This window comes from Cryobacterium sp. SO2, assembly GCF_026151165.2.
In the GTDB taxonomy this organism is placed as follows: domain Bacteria; phylum Actinomycetota; class Actinomycetes; order Actinomycetales; family Microbacteriaceae; genus Cryobacterium.
The window spans coordinates 3,072,133-3,094,450 of the sequence record NZ_CP117849.1; the positions used below are offsets into that span (position 1 = coordinate 3,072,133).

Here is a 22,318-nt window from a genome sequence, read left to right on the forward strand (position 1 = left end):
AGTGTTGAAGTTGTCCAGTTGACTGCCGTGCCCCCGACCACCCCGCCCACACCCGCCCCACCCGCGAACCCGGCGCACACGTCACCGCTCACCACCGCACCGCTCACCACGGCGCCGGTCAGCGCCGCGACATCGCCCATCCCCAAGCAGCCGTATCGGGCGCCGCATCCCACCACACCGCGCCCGGTCACCACCAGCATCCCGATCCTGCGCGCCGACGCCAGCGGGATCGCCGCTGTGCGCGCCTACGAGGATGCGCCGAGCACCTCCACCACCGCCATCCCGGTGATCGACATCGCCGCGTACACCCGGTCGGTGCTCGACCTCACCATGCGCCTGGCCGAGGTGATCTTCTCGTCCGGCGCCGGCGCCGAAGACGCCACGGCGGCCATGCTCGCCCTCACCCGGGCGTACGGGCTGCGCGGCACCGAGGCGAACATCACCCACACGATCATCACCCTCACGCACGAGGACCAGTCCACCCACGAGTCGATCTCGCGCAGCCGGGACGTCAAGTACCGCACCCTCAACTACGCCAAGCTCACCGCCACGTCTGAGCTGATCGCCGACCTCATCGACGAGCCCACGGATGTCGCCGAGGCCCGCAAGCGCCTGGCCACCATTGTCTCCTCCAAGCCCCAGGTCCCCCTGCTCTACCGGCGGCTGGGCTGGAGCCTGGTCGGCGCCGGCGCCGCGGCGCTCATCGGTGGTGGCCCGATCGTGGTGCTCGCCGCCTTCGTCGCCGCGTTCGTGATCGACTTCCTCACCACCGCGCTCGACAAACGCCGGGTGCCGCTGTTCTACCAGACCGTGGTCGGCGGGGCGATCGGTCCGCTGTTCGCGGCGTTCGTTCCACTGGTGGACCCCACGGCCACCCCCTCCCTCGTCGTCGTCGCGACCATCATCATGCTCCTGGCCGGGGTCACCACCTTCGGCGCGGTGCACGACACCCTCTCCGGGTTCTACCTCACCGGAACGGCACGGCTCATCGAGGCGTTGCTGATCACCGGCGGGCTCGTCGCTGGGGTCGCCGGCTCCTCACTGGTGCTCTCCAAGTTCGGTCTCGACCTGCGCATCAACGCCGATCTCACGCCCACCCTGGGCGTCCTGGCGATCCAGTTGGCCGCGGCAGTGGTCATCGTGGTGGGCTTCGGCCTGGCCACGCAGGTGCCCTGGCGGGCCTTCTGGGTGCTCTGCCTGCTCGGGGCGTTGGCCGAAGCGATCTACCTCGGCGCCACGAGCTCCGGCTTCGGCCTGGTCTGGTCCTCCGGAGCCGCGGCGATGGGCGCCGGGCTCCTGGCGGCGGTCGGCGCGCGCATCGTGCGCACCCCGCCGCTGGTGATCGTGGTGTGCGCCCTGGTGCCGCTGGTGCCGGGCCTGGCGCTGTTCCGCGGGCTGCTGCAGATGTCCGACGGCGACATCAACGGGTTGCTCAACCTGCTCACCGCCGGCGCGATCGCGGTGGCCCTCGCGGCCAGCGCCATCCTGGCCCAGCTGATCGTGCAGTACGTCTGGGGTCCGGGCCGCAGCCTGCAGCGCCGGTTCGTGGGGCCGCTTATGGCCCTGCCCGTTCGGCTGAGCCGCAGCTCCAAGCCGGGCGCTCGCATCTAGGCCCTGGCCGCTGGCCGCTGGCCGATTGCCCTGGCCGACACGTCGGTGGCAGCGCCTGCCGCGCTGCCACCGACGTGGGCGGATCGATCAGTGGGGAACTTCGCCCGCTAGTTGGGGACGTCGCCCTCCGCGGTCTCGTCCGACACGTCTTCGTCGACGAATCGGTACGGGATCGGTTCTTCGGTCTCCCGGCCCTTGCGGTAGGTGCGGGTGATCGTCTGGCCATCCTCCACGGCCTCGAGCACCACCACGTCCTGGTACTCCCCATTGGCGTAGTGCAGTTCCACCTCAGTGCCGGACCCGATCACGTTCGGACCGAATAGCACTGCTTTGTACGTTTCCTGTGCGCTCATGATCTCCCGGCTCTCCGTACGACTTCCCGTCCCAGTGACGAGGCGCCTCAACGCAGACAGCCTACGTCGACACCCTCAAAAGGCACAGGGCCCGGCCCGGCCCCCAAATGGGCGCCCGGGAGGGCCTGGGGCGGCGACGCACGACGCCTCAAGATGCCCTTTGTGTCGAACCCGCGTAGGGTCAGATCATCGGTGCCGCTCGGGCTCAGGTCGAAGGAGTACACATGGCTGACAAATCACCCAAGAAGGATGCGACCAAGAAGGTCGCCGGCAAATCACTCAAGGAAAAGCGCGCCGACAAGCAGGCGAAGTCCGCTGAGACCGAGAAGGCCCGCAAGCGCTAACTCGCTATCCACCGGGCGTTTCCCGCCCGCGTGCGAACGACTCACCGGTGTCACCTGTCCGCGGGCGGCACCGGTTTCGTCTGCCACCGATGTCCAGGCGTCAGACCACGAACCGCACCCCGGCCGCCACCGCCCCGCCGCCGGGCATGTCATCGGCCCGCACCGCGAAGATCTCCGCCCCCGACAGCAGCGCCCGCCGCAGGATCTCGTCCACCACACCGTAGGTCACGGCATCCTCTGACTCGCTCAGGGTGACCGCCCCGGTCTGCTCGTCGACCAGGCCGGGCACGCTCTGGTCGATGTCGACGAAGAGCGTGTCCACCGCGCCGTAGGTGGCCGCCCTGGCCACGTCACTCAGGTCGGTCACCGCACGGCCGTGCGCGGCCCGGCGGGCCATCCGGTCCTTGAGGCCGTCGAGCTCGGCCGCGTAGAGCTCGTCCAGGATGCCCCGCGCCGCCCGGCCGAGGTCTTCGTCCGGGGTCTCCTCCGGGTTGCCGGCGATGATCCCCTCGGTGAGGTTCGGATAACTGTTCACCGACCGGTAGATGCCCGCCAACGGTTCGGTCGCGGCCAGGATGAGCGGCAGGTCGAGGCCGCTCAGCACGGGGCGCAGGGCCCGGTCGATGGCCCGCGCATACTGACGCATCCGCACCTTCTGGCCCTCTCCGCCCTGGATGCGGCCGCCCATGATGTGCTTGTCCTGCGTGCGGCCGTTGATCGACGGCAGTCCCACGGCGTCGGCGACGTCGCTGGGCAGCCCGGGCACCGACACCGCGTAGACCGGGCTTTCCGCGCTGATCTCCAGCAGGCGCACCGAGTTCTGGGCGAGGGCCAGCACGAACGCCGCCTGCGGGAAGGTGACCGCGCGCAGCAGCGGCTTGAGGTAGTACCGGTCGGAGACCTCCAGCGCCGAACTGAGCCGGTTGGGCAGCCGGAAGGTGCGCACACTGTGCGGGGTGGCGAAGATGGCCAGGCTGTACGACAGCGACCGCCAGAAATCGGAGTCCTCGATGAGGTCGTCCAGGGTCTCCTGCAGAGCCTCGATCAAGCCCTTGTCGGTGTCGGCATCGCGCAATTGCTGCACGGCCTCTGTTGTCGAGTTCTTCAGTTCCACCCTGGCCTTCTCCGAGTCCTGCGGCAGCGGGGTGGTGCTCAGGTAGATCGAGACGCACGGATGCGTGCGCACTGCGGCCAGGGTGTCGACGTCGTCTCGGGTGGGTATGTCGGTGTGCAACACGGCACGGGCTCCTTCGCATCTGGGTGCCCACGTGCCAGCCCCCAGCTCGACCGTGAGCCTCTTACCCGGCCCACTCTAACCACTCGGCCCACTTCTCATAAGGGCGGCGACGGCCTCCTCACCGCGGATCACGGCGAGCATCGCCAGGACCTCGTCGACGACGGCGGCGGTGACCCCCGAGCAGACGATGCTGTACCGTCCGACGGCCTGCAGCCCGTCGGAGCGCACCCGGATCACCGCCCAGCCCACCTCCTCGAGCGCCGCGTCCTTCTCCAGGTCCGAGACCTCCTTCAGACCGCGGTGCGACGTCTTCTCTCGGCCGGGCGAGTCATATTCGATGGCCACCATGAGCGCCGGGATGATGATGTCCGGCCACACCTCCGGCTTGCCGTAGAAGCTCCGGTTGACCCGGATCGCGTTCACCCGGTGCGGCAGCCGGATGCGTTCGCCCAGCAACATCCGCAGCTTCTGCTCCGCCTGCGAGGTGCGGGTTCGCAGGCCGGGCTTCATGAAGGGCACGCCGCCCTCCTGCCGGGCCGCGGGCGCCTGCGCGTTGCGTTGGCACTTCGGACAGCCCGGACCGGTGAGGGCCTCCCGCACGGTGGCCCGATACCGCGAGTGCCCGCGTGTGCAGACCCACTCGTACTCGGCCCCGATCCGGGTCTCCTGGGCCAGTGCCGCCAGCCCGGCGGGGGCCGCCTTCCGCAGCAGTTGCTCGCGGCTGCGCGTGGTCTCGGCGAGCAGCATGCACAGCGGGCAGGCCCGCTGCAGAGTGATGCGCGCCTGCCCGGCATCCGCCCCGTGCCCGCACCGGAACCGCACGGCGATGCCCGCCGTGCCCGCGCCGCCTGCATCGTCTCCCGCGCCGTCCATTCGCCTCCGCCTGTCGCCGCTGTGACCCCGAAAACCGAGCTGCCACCACGCTAACAACGGCCGGCGACATCGTCACCGGGCCTGGCGGCAGTCACTTCGGAACATCGCACAGTAGCCGGCCGAGTGGACCCTGCGAAGTTCCGAAGTCAGCTGGCGCCGGCGTGCGCCTCGAGGACCTCGCGCATGCGCGGCAGGGCGAACTGGTCGGCGATCTGGATGCCGGAGTGGCTGCCCAGGTCGGGGTCGGCCCCGGCCTGCAGCAGGTCGAGCAGGATCGCCTCGTTGCCCCGGAACACCGCGCAGGCCAACGCTGTCTGGCCCATGTTGTTCACGACGGATGTGTCGGCGCCTCGGCGAAGCAGCTCGCGCACGGTGTCGAGCTGCTGCCCATAGGCGGCCACGATCAGCAGACTGTCGCCGCGCCCGTTGACCAGGTCGATGGACACCCCGGCGTCGATCATCTCGCCGAGCGGCCCGGTGAGCCCGTCGCGGGCGAGTTCGAAGACGCCCTCGACGACGGCGGCCGACGGTTCGGTCGCCTGGTCTTCCGCGCGCGCTGTCATGATCGTCTCCCGGTGTCTCGAACAGAAGAACCGCCAGGCCATCGGCCTGCCGGTTCTGGTGAGTTGGTCAAGTCTATCCGCGGCTCCGGGCTCCCCTGCCAATGCCTGGACGGTTCTGGCGCACAAGCAGCGCCGCGCATTAGGGTAGGCTAACCAAAGTCACGACACCTTCGGGTCCGTCGTCCCCGTCCCCCACACGAAATTTGGAATCATATGTCGATCCCCCGCTTTCTCGGCCTCAGCGCGGCCGCAGTTATGACCATCGGCCTTGCCGCCTGCTCCACCTCCGCTGCGGAGACCTCCGACTCGACGTCGACCGCCAGCGGCGCCTTCCCCGTGACCGTCGAGCACGCTCTCGGAGAGACCGTGATCGAGAAGCAGCCCGAACGGGTCACCACAATCGGCTGGGGCAACCAGGACGTCGCGCTCGCGCTCGGCGTCGCTCCCGTCGGCGTCGACGACCAGACCTGGTCGATGGACGGCAGCGATGGGCTCGGCGTCTACGACTGGACCCTCGACGCCTACAAGGCGCTCGGCGCTGACGAGCCGGTGGTGTTCTCCACCGCAGACGGCACCGACTTCGAAGCGATCGCCGACACCCAGCCCGACGTCATCCTCGCCGGCTACTCCGGCGTCACCGAGGAGGACTACGCCACTCTGAGCGAGATCGCGCCGACCGTCGCCTACCCCGATGCCGCCTGGCTCACCCCGTGGCGCGACGTCATCCTCACCGACTCCGCTGCTCTCGGGCTCGCCGACAAGGGCCAGGCGCTCGTCGACGACCTCGACCAGCAGATCGCTGACGCCACGGCAGACTCCGCATTCGAGGGAAAGAAGGCGGCGTTCTTCTACATGAGCGCAGCCGACCTCTCCACGATCTCGATCTACGGTCAGGGCGACTCGCGCACGGCCTTCCTCTCCGATCTCGGCTTCGACCTGCCCGAGCTTGCCGGTGACGGCGACACCTTCTACCAGGACATCAGCGCCGAGAACGCCGATCAGCTGGCCGACATCGACGTGATCGTCAGCTACGGCGATAGCGACGAGCTCCTCAAAGCACTGCAGGCCGACCCGCTGTGGAGCACGCTGACGGCTGTGCAGAACGGCGCAGTCGTCTCGGTCGGATCCGGCGATGCCCTCAGCGGCGCCGTCACGCCGACCGCGCTGTCGATCCCGTGGATGCTGAAGGACTACGTCGCCCTGCTGGACGGTGCCGTCGCGCTCGCGAAGTGACCTCAGTACACGCACCGGTCGATGACCGCCGCCGCGCCCCCGCCGCTCAGGTAGGGGCGCGGCGGCGCGCTCTGACGATCGCTGGTTTGATGGTCGGCGTTGGCCTCGCCATCCTGCTCTCCCTGGCATTCGGGTCGCGAACCGTCTCGCTCGCGGAGATCGTCGACGGATTGACCTCCTGGGTGCAGGGGCAGACGCCCGCGGACATCGGAGCGATCGCGGTGCAGGAGCGCATCCCTCGCACTGTGCTGGCCCTCATGGCCGGCGCAGCGCTCGCGCTGTCGGGGGCGCTGATGCAAGCGATCACCCGCAACCCCATCGCCGACCCCGGCATCCTCGGCGTGAACACCGGCGCCGCGCTCGCCGTCGTGTGCGGAATCGCATTCTTCGGGATCACCTCGCCGTACCAGTACCTCTGGCTCGCCCTGGGTGGCGCCATCCTGACGTCCGTCTTCGTCTACAACGTCGGCTCGGTCGGACCTGGCGGCTCCACGCCCATCAAGCTTGCGCTCGCCGGAGCGGCGACCACGGCGGCGTTGGGCTCCCTGGTCAGTGCGGTCCTGCTGCCCCGTACCGCAGCGATGGATACCTTCCGCTTCTGGCAGGTCGGCGGCGTCGGCGGAGCCGACTGGGGCACGATGGCGGTCATCGCCCCCCTGCTCGTGGCTGGCACCCTGGTCGCATTCATCTGCGCACCCGCGCTGAACGCGCTTGCCCTCGGTGACGACGTCGCCGTGGGACTCGGCGTGCGCATCGGTCGCACCCGGCTGCTCGCCGCCGTGGCGGGCGTTGTGCTCTGCGCCGCCGTCACCGCGGTCGCCGGTCCCATCGCCTTCGTCGGTCTCATGGTTCCGCATGTGGTGCGGATGCTCGTCGGCCCGGATCAGCGCTGGATGCTGCCACTCTCGGCGCTGGGCGGCGCCATCCTGCTGACCCTCGCAGACACGATCGGACGACTCATCGGCTACCCCGGCGAGACGGAAGCGGGCATCGTCACCGCCTTCGTCGGCGCTCCCGTCCTCGTCATCATCGCCCGCCGCAGCCGGATGAGGGCCCTCTGACATGACCACTCTCCCCGCAACGCTCGATCTCGCTGCGCGCACGGCGCTGGTCCGTGCCGGCCGCATCCGCCGCTCCCGTCGTCGTCTCCTCGTCATCGGCTGCCTCGCCGTCGCAGTTCTGGCGCTCATGGCCGCCGTGATCATGGTCGGCAACACGATCTACCCGGTCTCGGACGTACTCGCCGTCATGCGCGGAGAAAGCGTGCCCGGAGCATCCTTCACCGTCGGCACCCTGCGCATCCCACGGGCGCTCATCGGAGCCCTGGCCGGACTCGCCTTCGGCGCAGCCGGCACGACGTTCCAGACGATGCTGCGCAACCCCCTCGCCAGCCCGGATGTGATCGGCATCAGCGCAGGGGCCAGCGCGGCCGCCGTCGTCTGCCTCGTCGTGCTGCGCTGGAGCGGCACCGCCACCATGTTCGCCGCTCTCATCGCCGGCGTCGCCACGGCCGCGGCCATCTACTTCGCCGCCCGTGGCGGCGAGTCCACCGGCGGCCGGCTCATCCTCATCGGCATCGGCATCGGCGCGATGCTGGACGCGGTCGTCAACTACGCGATCCAGCGGGCGGCCGAATGGGATGTCGCCGTCGCCATGCGCTGGCTCACCGGCAGCCTCAACGGCTCCCGCTGGGAGAACGTCCTCCCGCTCGGCATCGCCGTGGCCGTGCTGCTGCCACTCCTCGCCCTGCTCTCGAGGCAACTACGAGCGCTGGAGCTCGGCGACGCCGCTGCGACGTCGCTGGGCGTGCGGGTGGACCATGCCCGGATCCTGCTCGTCCTCGCCGCGGTCGCCCTCACCTGCTTCGCAACCGCGACCACGGGGCCAATCGCCTTCGTGGCATTCCTTGCCGGCCCCATCGTGAGCAGGCTGGTCGGTCACGGCTCCTCGCTGACCATCCCCGCAGCGCTCATGGGGGCCTGCCTGGTTCTCACCTCCGATCTCATCGGCCAATTCGCCTTCGACACCCGGTTCCCGGTCGGGGTGATCACCGGCATCCTCGGTGCCCCCTATCTGCTTTTTCTACTGATTCGCACATCCCGCCGCGGAGGATCCTCATGAGTGCACAACATCGACTCACCGCCGAAGCCCTGGTGTCGGGCTACGGCAGCACGACCGTTGTCGACGGCGTCGACGTCGAACTGCCGGCCGGGCGCATCACCGTGATCGTCGGGGCCAACGCCTGCGGCAAGTCGACGCTGCTGAAGACGCTGGCGCGACTCATCACGCCCACCAGCGGTGCTGTTGTGCTCGACGGCAAACGGATCAGCGAGCTGCACACCAAACAACTGGCACGCACCATGGGCCTCCTCCCTCAGCAGCCGATCGCGCCAGAGGGAATCGCCGTGGCCGACCTCGTCGGGCGCGGACGGCATCCGTACCAGAAGCTGTTCCGGTCCTGGACGACGGACGACGACAGGGCCGTCGTCGAGGCGCTGGAGGCGACCGGCGTCGCCGATCTCGCCGACCGCAGCGTCGACGAGCTCTCCGGCGGCCAGCGCCAGAGGGTGTGGATCGCCCTGGCGCTCGCTCAGGAGACCGATATTCTCCTGCTGGACGAGCCGACGACGTTCCTCGACATCGCACACCAGGTCGAGGTCCTCGACCTGCTCACCGACCTCAACCGCCGTCGCGGCACCACGATCGTCATGGTGTTGCACGATGTGAACCTCGCGATCCGCTACGCGGACACCATCGTGGCGGTCAAAGACGGCAAGGTGCTCGCCATGGGCGACCCGTCCGAGGTCGTCACCTCCACGCTCATCGAAGAGGTTTTCGGCCTCCCCAACTGCATCACCAGCGATCCGGTTTCAGGCAAGCCGATGGTCACACCGATCGGGCGCCATCACGTCCGCTTGACCGAAGCGGCGAAGCATCCGGCCTAGGTGTCTGCATCAGCTTCCCACTGCTCCAGCGTCGTCACGACGCGCTCGGCCATCCGATCCGCCTTGAAATGATCCTCGGCGGTGATCGTGACCACTGCGTTGTCGAGGAAGATGAGCAGCTGTCCATACGCACCATGCAGACGCCACGCATCATTGGGCCCAGCCCAGCCGGAGAGTGCATACCGCCGGTACGCGGGCTCGGGCTCTGGCCCCCGCTCGAACCAGTCAGAGTGCATGGCCTGCACCCAGCGCGAAGACACGACGCGCTGTGACTGCCACATTCCGCCGTCGCGGATGAGCTGACCGATCCGTGCCAGCTCAGCTGTGCGCAGGTGCAGCCCCCCTCCTGCCACGATCCAGCCGTTCGGGCATCGCTCCCACAGAGGCGCATCGATCGCCAACGGTGTGAACAAGCGCTGATCGAGCCACCGGGGAACGTCACCCACCACTGACTGCAGCGCCCGCATCGCGGTGTAGGTGCTCGCGTTGGAGTACTGGAAGACCGGTCCTCGTGAGGGACGGCTGAGAAACTCAGCCGCGAGATCGGGCCAGTCCGTCATCATCGTCTCCGACCACGGGAAGTCGATACCGCTCGTCATCTGGAGCACATGCCGCACCGTGACGTCTTCGACGCCCTGTCCGAGTGGGAAGTCCGGCAGGTAGGCGGCCACCGGCTCATCGACATCGAGCAGGCCGTCATCGGCTGCGATCCCGATCGCAAGAACGCAGACGCCCTTGGCAGCCGAGTGAACATCCCGGCGTTCATCTCGGCTCCAGTGATACTCGGCGCTCTCGTCGTCGATGAGGACGTGCACGGCGTGCGCAGCGAAGCCGTCCTCCTCCGCGATGGCGACAAGGCGGTCTACGATCTTCTGCGCGCGACTCATCCCACCATTCTGTCGCGTGTGCGAGGGTCCCCGGCCACCCTCCGCCACGGGGTTCGCAGGCGCCTCGCACCGCGTTCGGTGCGTTCATTCCCCGCCTGCCCGAGGAAAGCAGAAGGGACCGAAGCCAACTGGCTTCGATCCCTGTGCACTGGTGGTGGAGCTAAGGAGATTCGAACTCCTGACCTTCTCATTGCGAACGAGACGCGCTACCAACTGCGCCATAGCCCCAGACTGCGTATTTACAATATCACGCGAGGGCGAGCCCTCCGAACCGTCAGCCGACCGCGCGGCGGCGGCGCAGCACGTCGTCGAGGTCGGTCATGCCCGGTTCGGTGTCACCGATGATGCCCATGTTGGCGAACCGGCTGGGCGCGGCCTGCGGGGCGGCCTTGGCAGCGGCGGCGCGCGCGGCAACCGGCCGGGTGATCGGGGTGACTTCCGACGGTGCGATGGCCTCGGCCATGGCCAACGCCCGGCGCTGCAGTTCGGCCTCAGCGGCCGCCTGGCGCAGCTGGGCGGCAGCATCCACCGACGCCATCGCGGCCTGCGCGATCGAGCCCGGCGACAGGTGCAGGGGCTTGGGCAGCGGCTGCGGGGTCCACGGGCTGGGCTGGGCCACCGGGGCTTCGTCGAAGTGCACGGGTTCGAAGCGCTGGCCGGTGGCGTTGCCGGCGGCGCGGCGTCCCGTCGCGACGGCATCCGTGGTCGCTGTGGCGCGAGGCGCGCGGGCCGACCGGCTGACGGCGGCGAGGCGGCCGAGGGTGGTGAGGGCGGCCACGGCGGCGACGAGGCCGCCGGCGAGGAGGGTCCAGGTGCCCGCGGAGAGCAGGGTCACGCCGACCACGGCGGCGACGAGGCCGATGAGCAGCACGAGGGACGCGAGCGAGCGCATGGCGCGCAGCCGCTTGGCCTTACCGGCCGGTGTGAGCGCCTTGGGGCGGGCGGCGGCGGCGCGCAAGACGGCGGCGCGGCGGGCGGCTGCGGCGGCGTCGCCGGCGGCCTTCGACGCGATGCGCGCATCTTCCTCGGCCTGGGCCAGCAGTTTGCGCTGCGCGGACACTCCGCGGGCGTTGCTTTCCACGCGTACCTCCTGGGGGATCTCCGACGTCTCGGCCAGGATCCGCAGGGTCTGCTGCAGTCGCACGGCGTTGCGTTCGGTGGCGAGATACTGCCGGCGTCTCGCCCATGTCGGCATGAGGTACGTCACCCAGAGCGCGGCGGCAACGGCCACCATCACTCCCCCACCCAGGACTTCGCTACTCATGCTCCCTAACGTATGAGTCGCGGCACCTTCCGTGCCTGATTACCGGGGGTGTGTCACTTCTCAGCCACCGGCAGCGGGTGCAGCGCGGCCACCCTGTCGAACTCGTTCACGGTCGCATTGCCGGCCGGAACCAGGCCGTCCTGCCAGCGGCGCAGCACGCCCCCGCGCACCTCCTCGGCCACCAGGCCGAACGCGAAGTGGTCGCGCCAGGCGCCGTTGATGTGGATGAACCGGCGGCGCAAGCCCTCGTACCGGAAGCCGAGCTTCTCGACGACCCGCAGCGACGGCGCGTTCTCCGGCCGGATGCAGATCTCCATCCGGTGCAGGCCGAGCTGGCCGAAGCAGTAATCGGTCGCCAGCGCCACCGCGATCGGGGTGATCGATCGGCCGGCGAACTCCTCGCCGACCCAGTACCCGATGGACGCGCTCGAGAGCGAGCCCCAGGTGATCGACGACACGTTCAACTGGCCGGCCAGTTCGCCGTTGTACTCCACCAGGAACGGCAGCCCGCTGCCCGTGCGCGAGTGCGCAAGCAGGCTGCGGATGCTGGCCCGGGTGTCGAACGACATCGGCGCATACGGGCTGGTGGCCTCCCAGGTGCGCAGCCAGGACCGGTTCTCCATGAGCTCACGCTCGAGGGCCCTGGCATCGCGCAACCGGATCGGGCGCAGGGTCACGGCGCCCTCACGGAGCGTAGGAATCGCGGTCGGCACGATGAGCCCGTCTAGTTGGGGGCCGAAGCCCGAGATGGATGAAGCTTAGTCCGGAGCCGACCTGCTCGATTGTGGCGTTATTCGAGGGTGGCGGCGAAGTCGTGCAGCCAGGGCCGCAGGTCCGGGCCCAGGTCGTCACGGTCGACGGCGAGCTGGATGATCGCCTTGATGTAGTCGAGCCGGTCGCCGGTGTCGTAGCGGCGGCCGCGGAAGATCACGCCGTACACGCCGCCGGTGGTCTCGGGGGTGACGGCCATCTCCTGCAGGGCGTCGGTGAGCTGGATCTCGTTGCCCTTGCCCGGAGCGGTGCGCTCGAGAACCTCGAACACCTCGGGGCGCAGCACGTAGCGGCCGATGATGGCCAGGTTCGACGGGGCATCCTCTGCGGACGGCTTCTCGACCAGTCCGGTGATCCGCACGACGTCGGGGTCGTCGGTCTTCTCGATCGCGGCCGCACCGTACAGGTGAATCTGCGACGGGTCGACCTCGAGCAGGGCGACGACGCTGGTGTTGCGGCTGATCTGCTCGGCGAGCATCTTCTCGAGCAGCGGGTCGCGGGCGTCGATGATGTCGTCACCGAGCAGCACGGCGAACGGTTCGTGGCCCACGTGCATCTTGGCGCGGAGCACGGCGTGGCCGAGGCCCAGCGGGTCACCCTGGCGCACGTAGTGCATGTCGGCGAGGTCGGTGGACTCGTTCACCTTGGCGAGCCGGTCACGGTCGCCCTTCTGGATGAGCACGGCCTCGAGCTCGGTCACGCGGTCGAAGTGGTTCTCCAGGGCGTTCTTGTTACGTCCGGTGATCATGAGCACGTCGGTCAGGCCGGCCGCGACGGCCTCCTCGACGACGTACTGGATGGCCGGCTTGTCGACGACTGGGAGCATCTCCTTGGGCATGGCCTTGGTAGCGGGGAGAAACCGGGTGCCCATTCCTGCAGCGGGAATGACGGCCTTCGTAATCTGGGTAACCATGGCTTTAGGTTAGCGGCATCCCCCCTTCCTCACGCGTTAGGCGGGACCGACGCATCTAGGATGACTTATATGGACTCTGACATCGAGCACCGAAAGCGGGCGCTCCGCGCAGAGCTCCGGGAGCGCCGCCACAACCTCACCGCCGCCGAGCGTGAGGCCGCTACCGCGGGCTTCACCGAGAACCTGCAGAGCATCGTCACCGACCTCTCCGCCCGGTCGATCTCCTGCTACCTCTCCAGTCCCACCGAGCCCAACACCCGACCGTTCGTGAACTGGGCCGAGGCGCGGGGCATCCGGGTACTGTTCCCCGTCTCCCGCGACGACGGCCTGCTCGACTGGACCGTCGGCGAAGAAGAGACCGAGGTGCAGGGCATCTCGGGCGCACCGGAGCCGAAGGGCGAACTGCTCGGACCGATCGCCATCAACGACGTCGACCTGATCATCGTGCCCGCCGCCGCCATCGACACGACCGGCCTGCGAATGGGCTGGGGCCGCGGCTACTTCGACAAGACCCTCGGGTCGATGCAGAAGTGCCCGCCCGTCTACGCCGTGGTCTACGACAATGAGTATGTCGACGAGGTCCCGCGCGAGGTGCACGACCAGCCGGTGAACGGGCTCGTCACACCCACCCGGATCGTCGTCTTCTAGACTTTCCCGACCGGCGCCTGCCGGCCCTGTTCCCGAACACCCCCAACCGAAAAGACGCAGTGCCTACCTATTCCTACCGTTGCACCGAGTGCGACACGGCCTTCGACATCCAGCAGGCCTTCACCGACAACACCCTCACGGAGTGCCCCACCTGCGGCGGCAAGCTGCGCAAGGTGTACTCGTCGATCGGGGTGAGCTTCACCGGCTCCGGTTTCTACCGCAACGACTCCCGCGCCGAATCGGGCAGCAAGTCGAACTCCCTGTCCGCCGAGAAGAGCAGCGCGAAGTCCGAGACCAAGTCCGACTCCACGCCGGCCGCGAAGCCGGCCGAGAAGTCCGGCAGCAGCGCGTCGTCCTCCGGTTCAACCGGTTCGTCCGGCGGGTCCGGCTCGAGCTCCTCCTCGACTCCCACCCCTGCGCCCAAGGCGTCCTGACCTCCCTCCCCCGCACGACAGCAACACTAGGAGCATCCTTATGGCCATGATCAGCGGTTTCAAAGAGTTCATCATGCGCGGCAATGTCATCGAACTGGCGGTCGCCGTCGTCATAGGCGCCGCGTTCACCGGCGTGGTCAATGCGATCGTCGACGGGATCTTCAACCCGCTGATCGCGGCGATCTTCAACGCGGAGACTCTGAAGACCTCCATGACGGTGTCGCTGGGCACCAGCACCATCTCCTTCGGTCTGGTGCTGGCCGCGCTCATCCAGTTCCTGCTGGTCGCGGCCGTGGTGTATTTCGCGTTCGTGATGCCGCTGAACAAGCTCAAGGAGAACCAGGCCCGCCGCCGCCAGGCCGGTGTGCCGCTGGACCCGAAGAAGAACCCGGTCACCGACCTCGACCTGCTCACCGAGATCCGCGACCTCCTCGCCGCGCAGTCCGCTGTGGCCCCCGCCGCGATGCCCGCCGCCGCAACTGTCCCGGCCGTGGGCACAGCACCGACGGATGCCCTCGCATCCGACGGCCCCAAGCACACCCTCTAACCGGAGACCCACCCGGCAGCCTGCACTCGGCGGTCGTACCCCGGCCGCACCTTCGCCGACTTGCCGCAAACGCCCCTTCAGCGCCCGCGAAGGGGCGTTTTGCCGCAAGTCGGAAAAGCGTCGTTCGCCGACTTGCCGCAAACTCCCCCTTGAGAGCCCGCGAAGGGGCACTTTGCGGCAACTCGCGGATCGGCGCTGGGGACAGCCGCTTCGCGACTTGCCACTTGCGGCCCTTTGCGCACCTCGGACGGGGCCGCAACTGGCAACTCACCCCGGCACCCTCGACTGACATGGCAGTTCGCGCCCACTCCGACCCCTCCTGAAGGCCGCAACTGACAACTCGATACCGGCGTCGACTTGCCGCGAACTCCCCCTTGGGAGCCCGCGAAGGGGCACTTTGCCGCAAGTCGGGAAAGCGTCGTTCGCCGAACTTGACTGCGTCGCGCATCCACGCGCGCAGCGGCGCCGAAAAGCTACCAGTGCGGGGGCTTGTCCTGGCGCAGGCGGGCGTCATTCGGGCTCGTCGACGAGCCGTCGCCGTCGGTGTGCCCGCCCTCTTCCCGGGCGGCCGGCTGGGGGCTGGTGTCGGTGTTCGGTGCCGGCGTCAGACGGGCACGCCGGGCACCGGATGACTTGACGACAGACTGGCGCGGCTCCCCCGCGCCGGCGGATGCCCCCGCCCCGGCAGCGCTGTCGGGCGCAGCCGACCGGTCGGGCACGGCAGCGCCGTCGGGCGCGACCGACCGATCAGGCACGATGCGCCGGACCGGTCGACCCCTCGGTCGGCGTCAGCCCTGCGAGGGCAGCGACGCGGCCGGCAACGGCATCCGGGTTGCTGAACAGTTCGAAGCTGTGCACGCGCAGGTAGTGCCAGCCCAGGCGGCGCAGCACCTCGGGGCGCAGCCGCAGGGATTCGCGCAGGCTGGCCCGGTTGACCACGGCGTCGGTCTCCACCACCACGGCGCGTCCGGCGTGCGAGGCGGCCAGCGCGAGCTTGCCGCGGTGCCCGAGGGAGACGGTGAGGCCCTTGCGTTCGAGGCGGCGGGCGAGGTCGACGAGCATGGCTTCGCGGGCATCCGGCACGGCCACCTCGTTGCGGCGCGCCTCGGTCTCGGTGAGCACCTGTGACAGGGCCAGGATGCCGTGCCGCTGCCGGTCGGCGTCGATGTCGACGGGGCGGAAGCAGGAGACGATGTCCATGGCGCGGCGGGCGCGGGTCATGCCGATCGCCAGCAGGCGTTCGCCGCCGGGCTCGCCGAGCGAACCGAAGTTGCTCAGCAGGCGGCCGTGCGGGGTGCGGCCGTAGCCGATCGAGAAGATCACCCGGTCGCGGCTCTGCGCCACGGCCTGCTCGAGGGTGAGCACGGTGAACGGCTCGGCGCGGTCCTTGAGGATGAAGTCGCTCAGGTCGGTGCGCTTGGCGAAGGCCGCGAGCACGGCCTGGTGCACCCGCACGGCGTGCCGGGCGCTGGCGGTGATCACCATGAGGGACTCGCGCGGGCGCTTGACGGCGTGATCCATCACCAGGTCCACGACCTTGGCCACCTCGGCGTCGACGCTCTCGACCGCTCCACTGTCCACGTCGGGCATGCCGTGACCGCCGGCGACGTAGTTGAGGGTGAGGCTACCGTGGCCCAGGAAGCTGCCCGCCCAGGGCAGCGAGTCGATCCGGCCGCCGTAGAAGCGGTGGTTCACCAGCTCGGCGAGGTCTTCGCCGCCGGCCCGGTAGCTGCGGGTGAGGGTGAGGGTCGGCAGCAGCTCGCCGAGGCGGGCCAGGGCGGAGTCGGCGTGCAGGGCGTCGACGTTGGTCTCCTGCGGAACGGGCACATCGGCCGGTTCCACGATGCCGGTCTCGAACGGGGACGGGGTCTGGGTGACCGGGTCGCCGAACGCCACGACCTGCTTGCCGCGGCGGATGGCGCCGACGTTCTCGGCGAGGGTGGTCGCTCCGGCGTCCACGAGCAGCACGGCGTCGAAGGTCATCGAGTCGTCGAGGGCGGCCACCTCGTAGGGTGAGGCCAGCCAGACCGGGGCGAGCACGCGGCCCAGGTGCGGGGAGACCTCGTTGATGCGAGTGGGGGTGGCCCGGTCGGCGCGCAGCAGCCGGCGCAGCTGGTCGGCCTCTTCGGGCCAGTCGACCACGCCGATCTTCCAGGTCTCGGCGAGCAGCCAGGCCAGGATCTGCCCGGTGGTGGAGGCGTGCGCCTCGTCGACGAGCTTGAAGTCGGCCTCGAGCCGGTCGAGCACCTGGGTGTTGGCGTTGAGCAGGGCGCGGTCGCCGCTGAGCATGACCTCGAGCACGGACTGCCACCAGGCCAGCTCGAGTTCGGCGGCCACGTCGGCCTCCGACACGTGCCGCTGCGACAGGTCGGTCATCAGCGGGTCGAGGTTGTGCTCACGCAGGGTGGCGAGCAGGGCGGTGCGCTCGTGCAGGTTGGCGAGCACCTCGCTCTCTGCGGCGAGACCGTTGATGGTGTGCAGCAGTTCGCGGATGGGCCGGTTGACCAGCTGACGCGGGGTGCCGGCGTTGCCGAGAGGCACGTCAAGCTTGCCGAGGTCCTCCGCCACGCGCTGGTAGGCCACGTGCACGTCGTTGATGCCGACCGGTACCTCGGGGGTGACGCCGGCGGCGGCGTAGCGCTGCCAAAGGGTGCGCTGCTGCTGGATGCGACGCAGGCTCTCGTTCATGTCGCTCACGTGCACGCCGGGCCGCAGGTACTCGTCGGCGAGCTTGCGCAGCCGGCGGCGGTTCGCGCCGGTCATCTCCGGCGAGTCCCGGCGGGCCGAGGTGGCGGCGATCAGTTCGGTCAGCGACCGGTCGAACACGCCGGGCTGGAACTTGTCCAGGGTCTCGCGGATGTCGAGCAGCAGGCGCAGGTAGATGCCCAGTTCGTGCACGGTCTCGAACGGGCGCAACCGGGTCTGGCCGACGAGGTTGTTGGCGCGCTCGAGCAGGCGGGGCAGGTCGGGCAGGTTGAGGCGCTTGGCGAGTTCGTGCGAGGCGCCGGCATCCGCCGTGGAGGTGAAGGACGCGCCGTACCAGGGCGAGTCGCCGGGTCCGTAGCGGAACTGGCCGAGCACGGCGGCCTTGATCAGGGTCGCCGCGGCGCCGGACCTGTCCTGGGCGAGGCGCTCCAGCGCCACCCGGTCGAGCCGGGCGGTGGTGGACGGCGGGGAGGGCAGCTGGGCGAGCCTGGCGAGTTCGCCGAGTGCGTCGAGCACCGACACGCCGAGTACAGCGTCCTTGCGGGTGAGCGCCGACCGGTAGTCGAGCAGCACCTTGCGCAGGCGCACGAGGGCGTCGTCGACATCGCCGACGCGCGGCTGCACGCACTTCTCGTTGCGGGTGATCGACTGGATCAGATCGCGGCGCAGGGTGCGCGGGGTCACGGCCACGCCGGGCAGGCCCACCTGCACGAGGCGGTGGGCGATGCCGTCCAGGCTGGACCGGCGGGCGCTGACCACGAGCACGCGCTTGTGCTGGGCGATGAGCGAGCCGATGGCGTTCACGATGGTCTGGGTGCCGCCGGTTCCCGGCAGGGTCTTCACGACGAGGGAGTTGCCGGCGCTGATCTGCGCGACGACGTTCTCCTGCTCGGCATCGGCATCCAGCAGTAGGGTGTCGGTGCCGGGCGGGCGCACGTCTTGCGCGACCGGCATCACCGGGTTGTAGGCCATCTCGATGGCGCGCTTGGCGGTGGGGTTGCCGGCGACGGCGTCGAGCACCGGGTGGGTGAGCTTGTGTGCGTCGACGGCCATGGCGCGGCCGACGTCGGCGAACGACGACGCCACCAGGCGCGGCACCACGTTGAACCAGGGCAGGTGCGAGGTGAGCCCGCGCAAGCGGTCGATCACGGGCTGCGGCTTGAACGCGCCGTTGGTCACGGCGAGGGCTACGAACGCGTCGGCGTCGAGGGTGATCTGGAACTGGTCGTGCAGCGCGCGCGCGAGTTCGGGGTTGAGGAATGGGGCGCCCTTGAGCTTGAGCTCGAAGTCACGGCCGTAGCGGCGGATGGCCAGGGGGCGCAGCAGCACCGGCGCGGTGAACTCCACGTCGCCGTGTCGCCACTGGGCCAGCCCGATGGCGAGGTGCACCGATTCGATGCCGCGCATCGAGCGCAGTTCGATGCCCTTCTGCGTGATCTCGTTCGCGGCCAGGCGGGCGTTGCGCAGCGCCAGTTCGTCCCGGATCAGGTTGGACAGCAGTGTGGTCTTGCCGGTGATGAACTGGGGCAGGCCGCCGGGGTGGGTGGCGGACAGTTCGATGCGGGAGCGCGGGCTGTCGCCGAAGTGCAGCAACGGCGAGTGCCCGCCGACGGCGGCGAGTTCGTCGCGCCAGCGCTGCCAGGTGGGTTCGGCGATGTTCCCGGCGACGAGCGCCGGGTCGCCCAGACTCACCGAGTCCGGGGATGTTGTCAGTCGCGAGCCGGGTGACGGCACGTCGGAGTACTCCGACGCGAAATCGTCGTCTTCTGGTTTTCTATCGAGGCGCCACACACCCACACCCTAATTCTCTGCCGACCCGTTCAGCGGTAGGCCACCCGGGTTTTTCGCGCATTCGCAGGTTTCTGCGCGTGTTTGGGGCCGATCGGCGCTCTAGAGCCAGTTCCGGCGCTTGAACACGGCGTACAAACCGAATCCCATGGCCACCATCAGCGTGATCGCGAACGGGTAGCCGAACTGCCATTTCAGCTCGGGCATGTGGGTGAAGTTCATGCCGTAGATGGTGCCGACCAGGGTGGGCGCGAAGAGGATCGCCGCCCAGCTGGAGATCTTCTTCACTTCCTCGCTCTGGGCCAGCCCGGTTTCGGAGAGCCGGCGGGTCTCGTCGTTCTGCCGTTGGGCGACGAGAGTGCTGTGCACGGTGAGCGCGTTCTGCAGCAGCTGGCGGAACGCGTCGCCGCGTTCGACGACCCGGATGGTGTGGTCGAGTACGTCGCGCAGGTGCCTGTGCAGTTCCACGTCCACACCGTGCTTCTCGAAGCCGGCCTGCAGCGTTTCGAGCATGCCGATCAGCGGCTGGGTCGCCCGCTGGAACTCGATGACCTCGCGCGAGAGTGCGTAGATGCGCCGGGATACGGCCTGGTCGCCGTCGAAGAGCTGGTCCTCGATCTCGTCGATGTCGTTCTCCAGGCCCGCCACGACGGGCGCGTACTCGTCGATGACCTGGTCGAGGATGGCGTAGAGCACCGCCTGCGGACCGAACGCGAGCAGGTCTGGAGTGCCCTCCAGACGGTGTCGCACCGAGGCGAGGTCGGGTGATTCGGCGTGCCGGATGGTCACCACGAAGTCGGGGCCCACGAAGACGTGCAGCTCCCCAAACTCGACCCGTTCGTCCTCGTCGATGTACCGGGCGGGACGCAGCACCAGAAACAGGGTGTCGGAGTAGCGTTCGATCTTGGCCCGCTGGTGGCCCTTGAGCGCGTCTTCGATGGCGAGGTGGTGCAGGGTGAACTCGTCGGCGACGCTGCGCACCTCATCGTCGGTGGGCCGATACAGCCCGATCCAGGCGAAGCCCTTCTTATCCTTGAGCACCTCAAAAACGTCCTGCAACGTCTCCGGGGTCGCCACCCGGTGGCCATCCACATAGATCGCGTCATCAATCAGCGCCACGGCTGCTCCTCACTCGCCGTACAAGTGTGGCACCGGCACGAGGGTGCAACGCGCAGCGGCGCGGCCGCACCGGCCGGCAGCGCCGCATCAGTGCCGCTGCGGGCCCTCGTGTTTGCGTGAGGTGGGGCTGAACGCGAGCAGAACCAGGCCCAGGCCCAGCACGGCCTGACCGAGCGTCGAGACGGGCAGCAGCGATACGACCCCGCCGAGCAGGATGAGCACGGCCGGCACCACCCGATAGACACGGGCGCGCAGGATGGCGATGCCCACCAATGACCAGCCGACACCGAACACCGAGGACGTCAGCAGCAGGCCGAACGCGAACGAGCCTGGCCGGTCGCCGCCGTCGAGGATGCCCGGCGCCACCCGACCCAGGGTGGGATAGAGGAAAGCCTGCGCCCAGAACAGGCCGCTGATCAGGATCGTGCCGGTGCCGGCAACGACGGCGGCCGAGAACCCGAACTGTCGGATCTGCTTGGCCCGGCGTACGTAGAGGGAGACCAGCGACAGCATCAGCAGCAGGGCGCCGGCCAGCAGCAGCAACGAGCGGGCCGCATAGAACGGCGTCTGCACGAGTTCGCCGATCGGGTCCGGCGTGAGGCGAAGGATCTGGTCGAGGATGCCGCCGATGAGGAACAGCGATCCGGCGGCGAGGGTGGAGGGCTTCCCGAGTCCTTCGAACCTGTTCACAGCAACCTCACCACCGCGCCTGGAGCGTCGTCAGCCTTGCACTCCGCTGTACTCGATCAAGCTTTACGCGATCCGGCTGATCTCGTTGATTGTCGCACCGGCGGATGGGCCGGGCAAGGGCCGCCCGTTGTCCTGCCGGCACTAGGGTGATGGCGTGCCAGCTTCCCCTCTCGATGACACCCTGGGCGTCGACCTCTCGACCAGCGTGGTCGTGGCGTTGGGCGAGAAGGCATCAACACCGGCCGGCGACCACCGCGCGCTGGTCGACCTGGTGGCCCGCCTCACCGGCGTACCGGCGGCATCCGTCTCGCTCGGCCAGGAGTGCCCGCACTGCGGCGCAGCCGGCCACGGACCGCTCCGCGTCCGGTTCGGCGACGGCGCGTCCCCGGTGCCCGCCATCCACGTGAGCCTCGCCCGGTGCGGTGGCCGCCGCGCCCTGGCCGTCACCGCCGCCGGCCCGGTGGGCATCGACCTCGAGTCCGTCGCCGACATCTCGCGCGCGCCGGTGGCCGAGGTGCTGCTCTCTCCCGACGAAGCGGATGCCGTGGCCGCGCTGGGGCCGCGGGCGGCGGCGGATGCCCTGGCGGTGCTCTGGACGACGAAGGAGGCTGTGCTCAAGGCCGCCGGCGTGGGGCTCCGCGTCGACCCCCGCGACCTCACCATCGCCCTCGACCCGGCCGGCGAACCCGGCACCGCTCACCGGCTGCTCATCTCCTGGCCCGATGCCCCGTTCCCCATCGACCAGGTGCGGCTGCTGCCCGTGGCCGCTCCCCCTGGCACCGTCGTGACCGTGGCCGTGGTGTGCGCCCGCCGCCCGCAGCTGCGCCTGTGTCCGAGCGCTGCCTGAGCGCCCTCGGCCGCGACGAGCCAAGCGGAGAATTCTCTGCACGGCAGCGCGGGTTCGGGGTTACCGTGGCAGGTATGAACGGCACACCGTCCACGGCAGCAGCGCAGGTCGCGGTGCAGGACTGCCTTGATGCCTGCTCCGAGATGGTGCGGGCCAGCGAGGACTGCGCCGACGCCTGCCTGCAGCTGGGCGGTGGCGGGGACGTCACCGAATGCTTCCTGGCCGACCTGGATTGCGTCGAGGTCGGCACCTCCACCATCCGTTTGCTCGGTTGGCGCTTCCGCAGCGATGGCCCGACGACCGAGGCCGTGCTGCTGGCCTGCCGCCAGTCGGCATCCGCGTCGATTCGCGCCTGTGAGCGGATGACGCGCACGCACCCGGGCTGGACGTCCTGCGTCACGGCGGGCCGCCGCACCGTCGCGGCCTGCACGGCACTCCTCGCGGCACACTAGGCGCCGCTGCGCAATCTCAATCGACTTGCCGCAAAGTGCCCCTTCGCGGGTGCTGAAGGGGTGTTTAGCGGCAACTCGACGGGGGGGGTCCGG

22 protein-coding genes and 1 tRNA gene are annotated in these 22,318 nt (G+C 69.3%); 10 read left to right on the forward strand and 13 right to left on the reverse strand.

Annotation, left to right across the window (positions count from 1 at the left end; genetic code table 11):
- Positions 1 to 27 precede the first annotated feature (27 nt).
- Positions 28 to 1,611, forward strand: a complete 1,584-nt coding sequence (locus BJQ94_RS14410; RefSeq protein ID WP_265401192.1) for a threonine/serine exporter family protein — start codon at positions 28 to 30, stop codon at positions 1,609 to 1,611.
- 107 nt (positions 1,612 to 1,718) lie between these two features.
- Here BJQ94_RS14410 and BJQ94_RS14415 read toward each other — a convergent pair whose 3' ends face one another.
- The 4 genes from BJQ94_RS14415 to BJQ94_RS14430 all read right to left on the reverse strand — a co-directional run bounded on the left by BJQ94_RS14415 (position 1,719) and on the right by BJQ94_RS14430 (position 4,981).
- Positions 1,719 to 1,964 (reverse strand): hypothetical protein, encoded by a 246-nt coding sequence (locus BJQ94_RS14415; RefSeq protein ID WP_265401193.1) that lies wholly within the window; start codon positions 1,962 to 1,964, stop codon positions 1,719 to 1,721.
- A gap of 444 nt (positions 1,965 to 2,408) precedes the next feature.
- Positions 2,409 to 3,545: a hypothetical protein gene (locus tag BJQ94_RS14420; RefSeq protein ID WP_265401194.1), complete on the reverse strand. Its 1,137-nt coding sequence runs from the start codon at positions 3,543 to 3,545 to the stop codon at positions 2,409 to 2,411.
- Between the two features lie 75 nt (positions 3,546 to 3,620).
- A complete protein-coding gene (locus BJQ94_RS14425; protein WP_265401195.1) occupies positions 3,621 to 4,418 on the reverse strand; it encodes a hypothetical protein in 798 nt (265 codons plus the stop codon).
- Between the two features lie 146 nt (positions 4,419 to 4,564).
- Positions 4,565 to 4,981, reverse strand: coding sequence for an ankyrin repeat domain-containing protein (locus tag BJQ94_RS14430; protein ID WP_265401196.1), 417 nt, complete (start codon positions 4,979 to 4,981; stop codon positions 4,565 to 4,567).
- 213 nt (positions 4,982 to 5,194) lie between these two features.
- Here BJQ94_RS14430 and BJQ94_RS14435 point away from each other — a divergent pair, with 213 nt between their 5' ends.
- The 4 genes from BJQ94_RS14435 (at position 5,195) to BJQ94_RS14450 (ending at position 9,159) form a co-directional block, all read left to right on the forward strand.
- Positions 5,195 to 6,214: an iron-siderophore ABC transporter substrate-binding protein gene (locus BJQ94_RS14435; RefSeq protein ID WP_265401197.1), complete on the forward strand. Its 1,020-nt coding sequence runs from the start codon at positions 5,195 to 5,197 to the stop codon at positions 6,212 to 6,214.
- A gap of 89 nt (positions 6,215 to 6,303) precedes the next feature.
- Positions 6,304 to 7,275, forward strand: a complete 972-nt coding sequence (locus BJQ94_RS14440; RefSeq protein ID WP_265401355.1) for an iron chelate uptake ABC transporter family permease subunit — start codon at positions 6,304 to 6,306, stop codon at positions 7,273 to 7,275.
- A gap of 1 nt (position 7,276) precedes the next feature.
- On the forward strand, positions 7,277 to 8,335 hold the full coding sequence (locus tag BJQ94_RS14445) for an iron chelate uptake ABC transporter family permease subunit (protein ID WP_265401198.1): 1,059 nt from the start codon (positions 7,277 to 7,279) through the stop codon (positions 8,333 to 8,335).
- Positions 8,332 to 9,159, forward strand: a complete 828-nt coding sequence (locus BJQ94_RS14450; protein ID WP_265401199.1) for an ABC transporter ATP-binding protein — start codon at positions 8,332 to 8,334, stop codon at positions 9,157 to 9,159. The genes BJQ94_RS14445 and BJQ94_RS14450 overlap by 4 nt, the downstream gene beginning before the upstream one ends.
- Here the strand turns inward: BJQ94_RS14450 and BJQ94_RS14455 are convergent.
- The 5 genes from BJQ94_RS14455 to galU form a co-directional block, all read right to left on the reverse strand.
- Complete coding sequence (locus tag BJQ94_RS14455) at positions 9,156 to 10,046, reverse strand: serine hydrolase (protein WP_265401200.1); 891 nt, start codon at positions 10,044 to 10,046, stop codon at positions 9,156 to 9,158. The genes BJQ94_RS14450 and BJQ94_RS14455 overlap by 4 nt on opposite strands.
- A gap of 152 nt (positions 10,047 to 10,198) precedes the next feature.
- A tRNA-Ala gene (locus BJQ94_RS14460) sits at positions 10,199 to 10,274 on the reverse strand.
- Positions 10,275 to 10,320: 46 nt separating this feature from the next.
- A complete protein-coding gene (locus BJQ94_RS14465; protein WP_265401201.1) occupies positions 10,321 to 11,310 on the reverse strand; it encodes a hypothetical protein in 990 nt (329 codons plus the stop codon).
- A gap of 53 nt (positions 11,311 to 11,363) precedes the next feature.
- The gene (locus BJQ94_RS14470; protein ID WP_265401202.1) at positions 11,364 to 12,023 is read right to left on the reverse strand and encodes a GNAT family protein; all 660 of its coding nucleotides are present in this window, start codon (positions 12,021 to 12,023) and stop codon (positions 11,364 to 11,366) included.
- A gap of 77 nt (positions 12,024 to 12,100) precedes the next feature.
- Positions 12,101 to 12,994: a UTP--glucose-1-phosphate uridylyltransferase GalU gene (gene galU / locus BJQ94_RS14475; RefSeq protein WP_265401203.1), complete on the reverse strand. Its 894-nt coding sequence runs from the start codon at positions 12,992 to 12,994 to the stop codon at positions 12,101 to 12,103.
- A gap of 69 nt (positions 12,995 to 13,063) precedes the next feature.
- Here galU and BJQ94_RS14480 point away from each other — a divergent pair, with 69 nt between their 5' ends.
- The 3 genes from BJQ94_RS14480 to mscL are packed head-to-tail and all read left to right on the forward strand — an operon-like array spanning position 13,064 to position 14,623.
- Entirely contained in the window at positions 13,064 to 13,642 is a 579-nt protein-coding gene (locus BJQ94_RS14480) for a 5-formyltetrahydrofolate cyclo-ligase (protein WP_265401204.1), read from the forward strand.
- Between the two features lie 59 nt (positions 13,643 to 13,701).
- On the forward strand, positions 13,702 to 14,076 hold the full coding sequence (locus tag BJQ94_RS14485; protein ID WP_265401205.1) for an FmdB family zinc ribbon protein: 375 nt from the start codon (positions 13,702 to 13,704) through the stop codon (positions 14,074 to 14,076).
- Between the two features lie 40 nt (positions 14,077 to 14,116).
- Positions 14,117 to 14,623, forward strand: coding sequence for a large conductance mechanosensitive channel protein MscL (mscL, locus tag BJQ94_RS14490; protein WP_265401206.1), 507 nt, complete (start codon positions 14,117 to 14,119; stop codon positions 14,621 to 14,623).
- Positions 14,624 to 15,096: 473 nt separating this feature from the next.
- Here the strand turns inward: mscL and BJQ94_RS14495 are convergent, their stop codons facing one another.
- From BJQ94_RS14495 to BJQ94_RS14510, 4 genes are all read right to left on the reverse strand, one after another.
- Positions 15,097 to 15,378, reverse strand: coding sequence for a hypothetical protein (locus BJQ94_RS14495; RefSeq protein ID WP_265401207.1), 282 nt, complete (start codon positions 15,376 to 15,378; stop codon positions 15,097 to 15,099).
- On the reverse strand, positions 15,371 to 19,120 hold the full coding sequence (locus BJQ94_RS14500) for an AAA family ATPase (RefSeq protein WP_265401208.1): 3,750 nt from the start codon (positions 19,118 to 19,120) through the stop codon (positions 15,371 to 15,373). The genes BJQ94_RS14495 and BJQ94_RS14500 overlap by 8 nt, the downstream gene beginning before the upstream one ends.
- 99 nt (positions 19,121 to 19,219) lie before the next feature.
- Entirely contained in the window at positions 19,220 to 20,236 is a 1,017-nt protein-coding gene (locus BJQ94_RS14505) for a magnesium and cobalt transport protein CorA (RefSeq protein WP_265401209.1), read from the reverse strand.
- An 87-nt stretch (positions 20,237 to 20,323) separates the two neighbouring features.
- Entirely contained in the window at positions 20,324 to 20,926 is a 603-nt protein-coding gene (locus tag BJQ94_RS14510; RefSeq protein WP_265401210.1) for a hypothetical protein, read from the reverse strand.
- 154 nt (positions 20,927 to 21,080) lie between these two features.
- Between BJQ94_RS14510 and BJQ94_RS14515 the strand changes: the two genes are divergently transcribed.
- The gene (locus BJQ94_RS14515) at positions 21,081 to 21,773 is read left to right on the forward strand and encodes a 4'-phosphopantetheinyl transferase superfamily protein (RefSeq protein WP_265401211.1); all 693 of its coding nucleotides are present in this window, start codon (positions 21,081 to 21,083) and stop codon (positions 21,771 to 21,773) included.
- A 74-nt stretch (positions 21,774 to 21,847) separates the two neighbouring features.
- Entirely contained in the window at positions 21,848 to 22,225 is a 378-nt protein-coding gene (locus BJQ94_RS14520; protein ID WP_265401212.1) for a hypothetical protein, read from the forward strand.
- Positions 22,226 to 22,318: the final 93 nt, after the last annotated feature.

Excerpts from the sequence above, each read along its gene's own strand:
- BJQ94_RS14430 (WP_265401196.1), bottom strand. The coding sequence starts at position 4,981 with ATGACAGCGCGCGCGGAAGACCAGGCGACCGAACCGTCGGCCGCCGTC.
- mscL (WP_265401206.1), top strand. The coding sequence starts at position 14,117 with ATGGCCATGATCAGCGGTTTCAAAGAGTTCATCATGCGCGGCAATGTC.
- BJQ94_RS14415 (WP_265401193.1), bottom strand. The coding sequence starts at position 1,964 with ATGAGCGCACAGGAAACGTACAAAGCAGTGCTATTCGGTCCGAACGTG.
- BJQ94_RS14465 (WP_265401201.1), bottom strand. The coding sequence starts at position 11,310 with ATGAGTAGCGAAGTCCTGGGTGGGGGAGTGATGGTGGCCGTTGCCGCC.
- BJQ94_RS14520 (WP_265401212.1), top strand. The coding sequence starts at position 21,848 with ATGAACGGCACACCGTCCACGGCAGCAGCGCAGGTCGCGGTGCAGGAC.
- BJQ94_RS14450 (WP_265401199.1), top strand. The coding sequence starts at position 8,332 with ATGAGTGCACAACATCGACTCACCGCCGAAGCCCTGGTGTCGGGCTAC.
- galU (WP_265401203.1), bottom strand. The coding sequence starts at position 12,994 with ATGGTTACCCAGATTACGAAGGCCGTCATTCCCGCTGCAGGAATGGGC.
- BJQ94_RS14440 (WP_265401355.1), top strand. The coding sequence starts at position 6,304 with ATGGTCGGCGTTGGCCTCGCCATCCTGCTCTCCCTGGCATTCGGGTCG.
- BJQ94_RS14435 (WP_265401197.1), top strand. The coding sequence starts at position 5,195 with ATGTCGATCCCCCGCTTTCTCGGCCTCAGCGCGGCCGCAGTTATGACC.
- BJQ94_RS14455 (WP_265401200.1), bottom strand. The coding sequence starts at position 10,046 with ATGAGTCGCGCGCAGAAGATCGTAGACCGCCTTGTCGCCATCGCGGAG.
- BJQ94_RS14425 (WP_265401195.1), bottom strand. The coding sequence starts at position 4,418 with ATGGACGGCGCGGGAGACGATGCAGGCGGCGCGGGCACGGCGGGCATC.
- BJQ94_RS14445 (WP_265401198.1), top strand. The coding sequence starts at position 7,277 with ATGACCACTCTCCCCGCAACGCTCGATCTCGCTGCGCGCACGGCGCTG.
- BJQ94_RS14480 (WP_265401204.1), top strand. The coding sequence starts at position 13,064 with ATGGACTCTGACATCGAGCACCGAAAGCGGGCGCTCCGCGCAGAGCTC.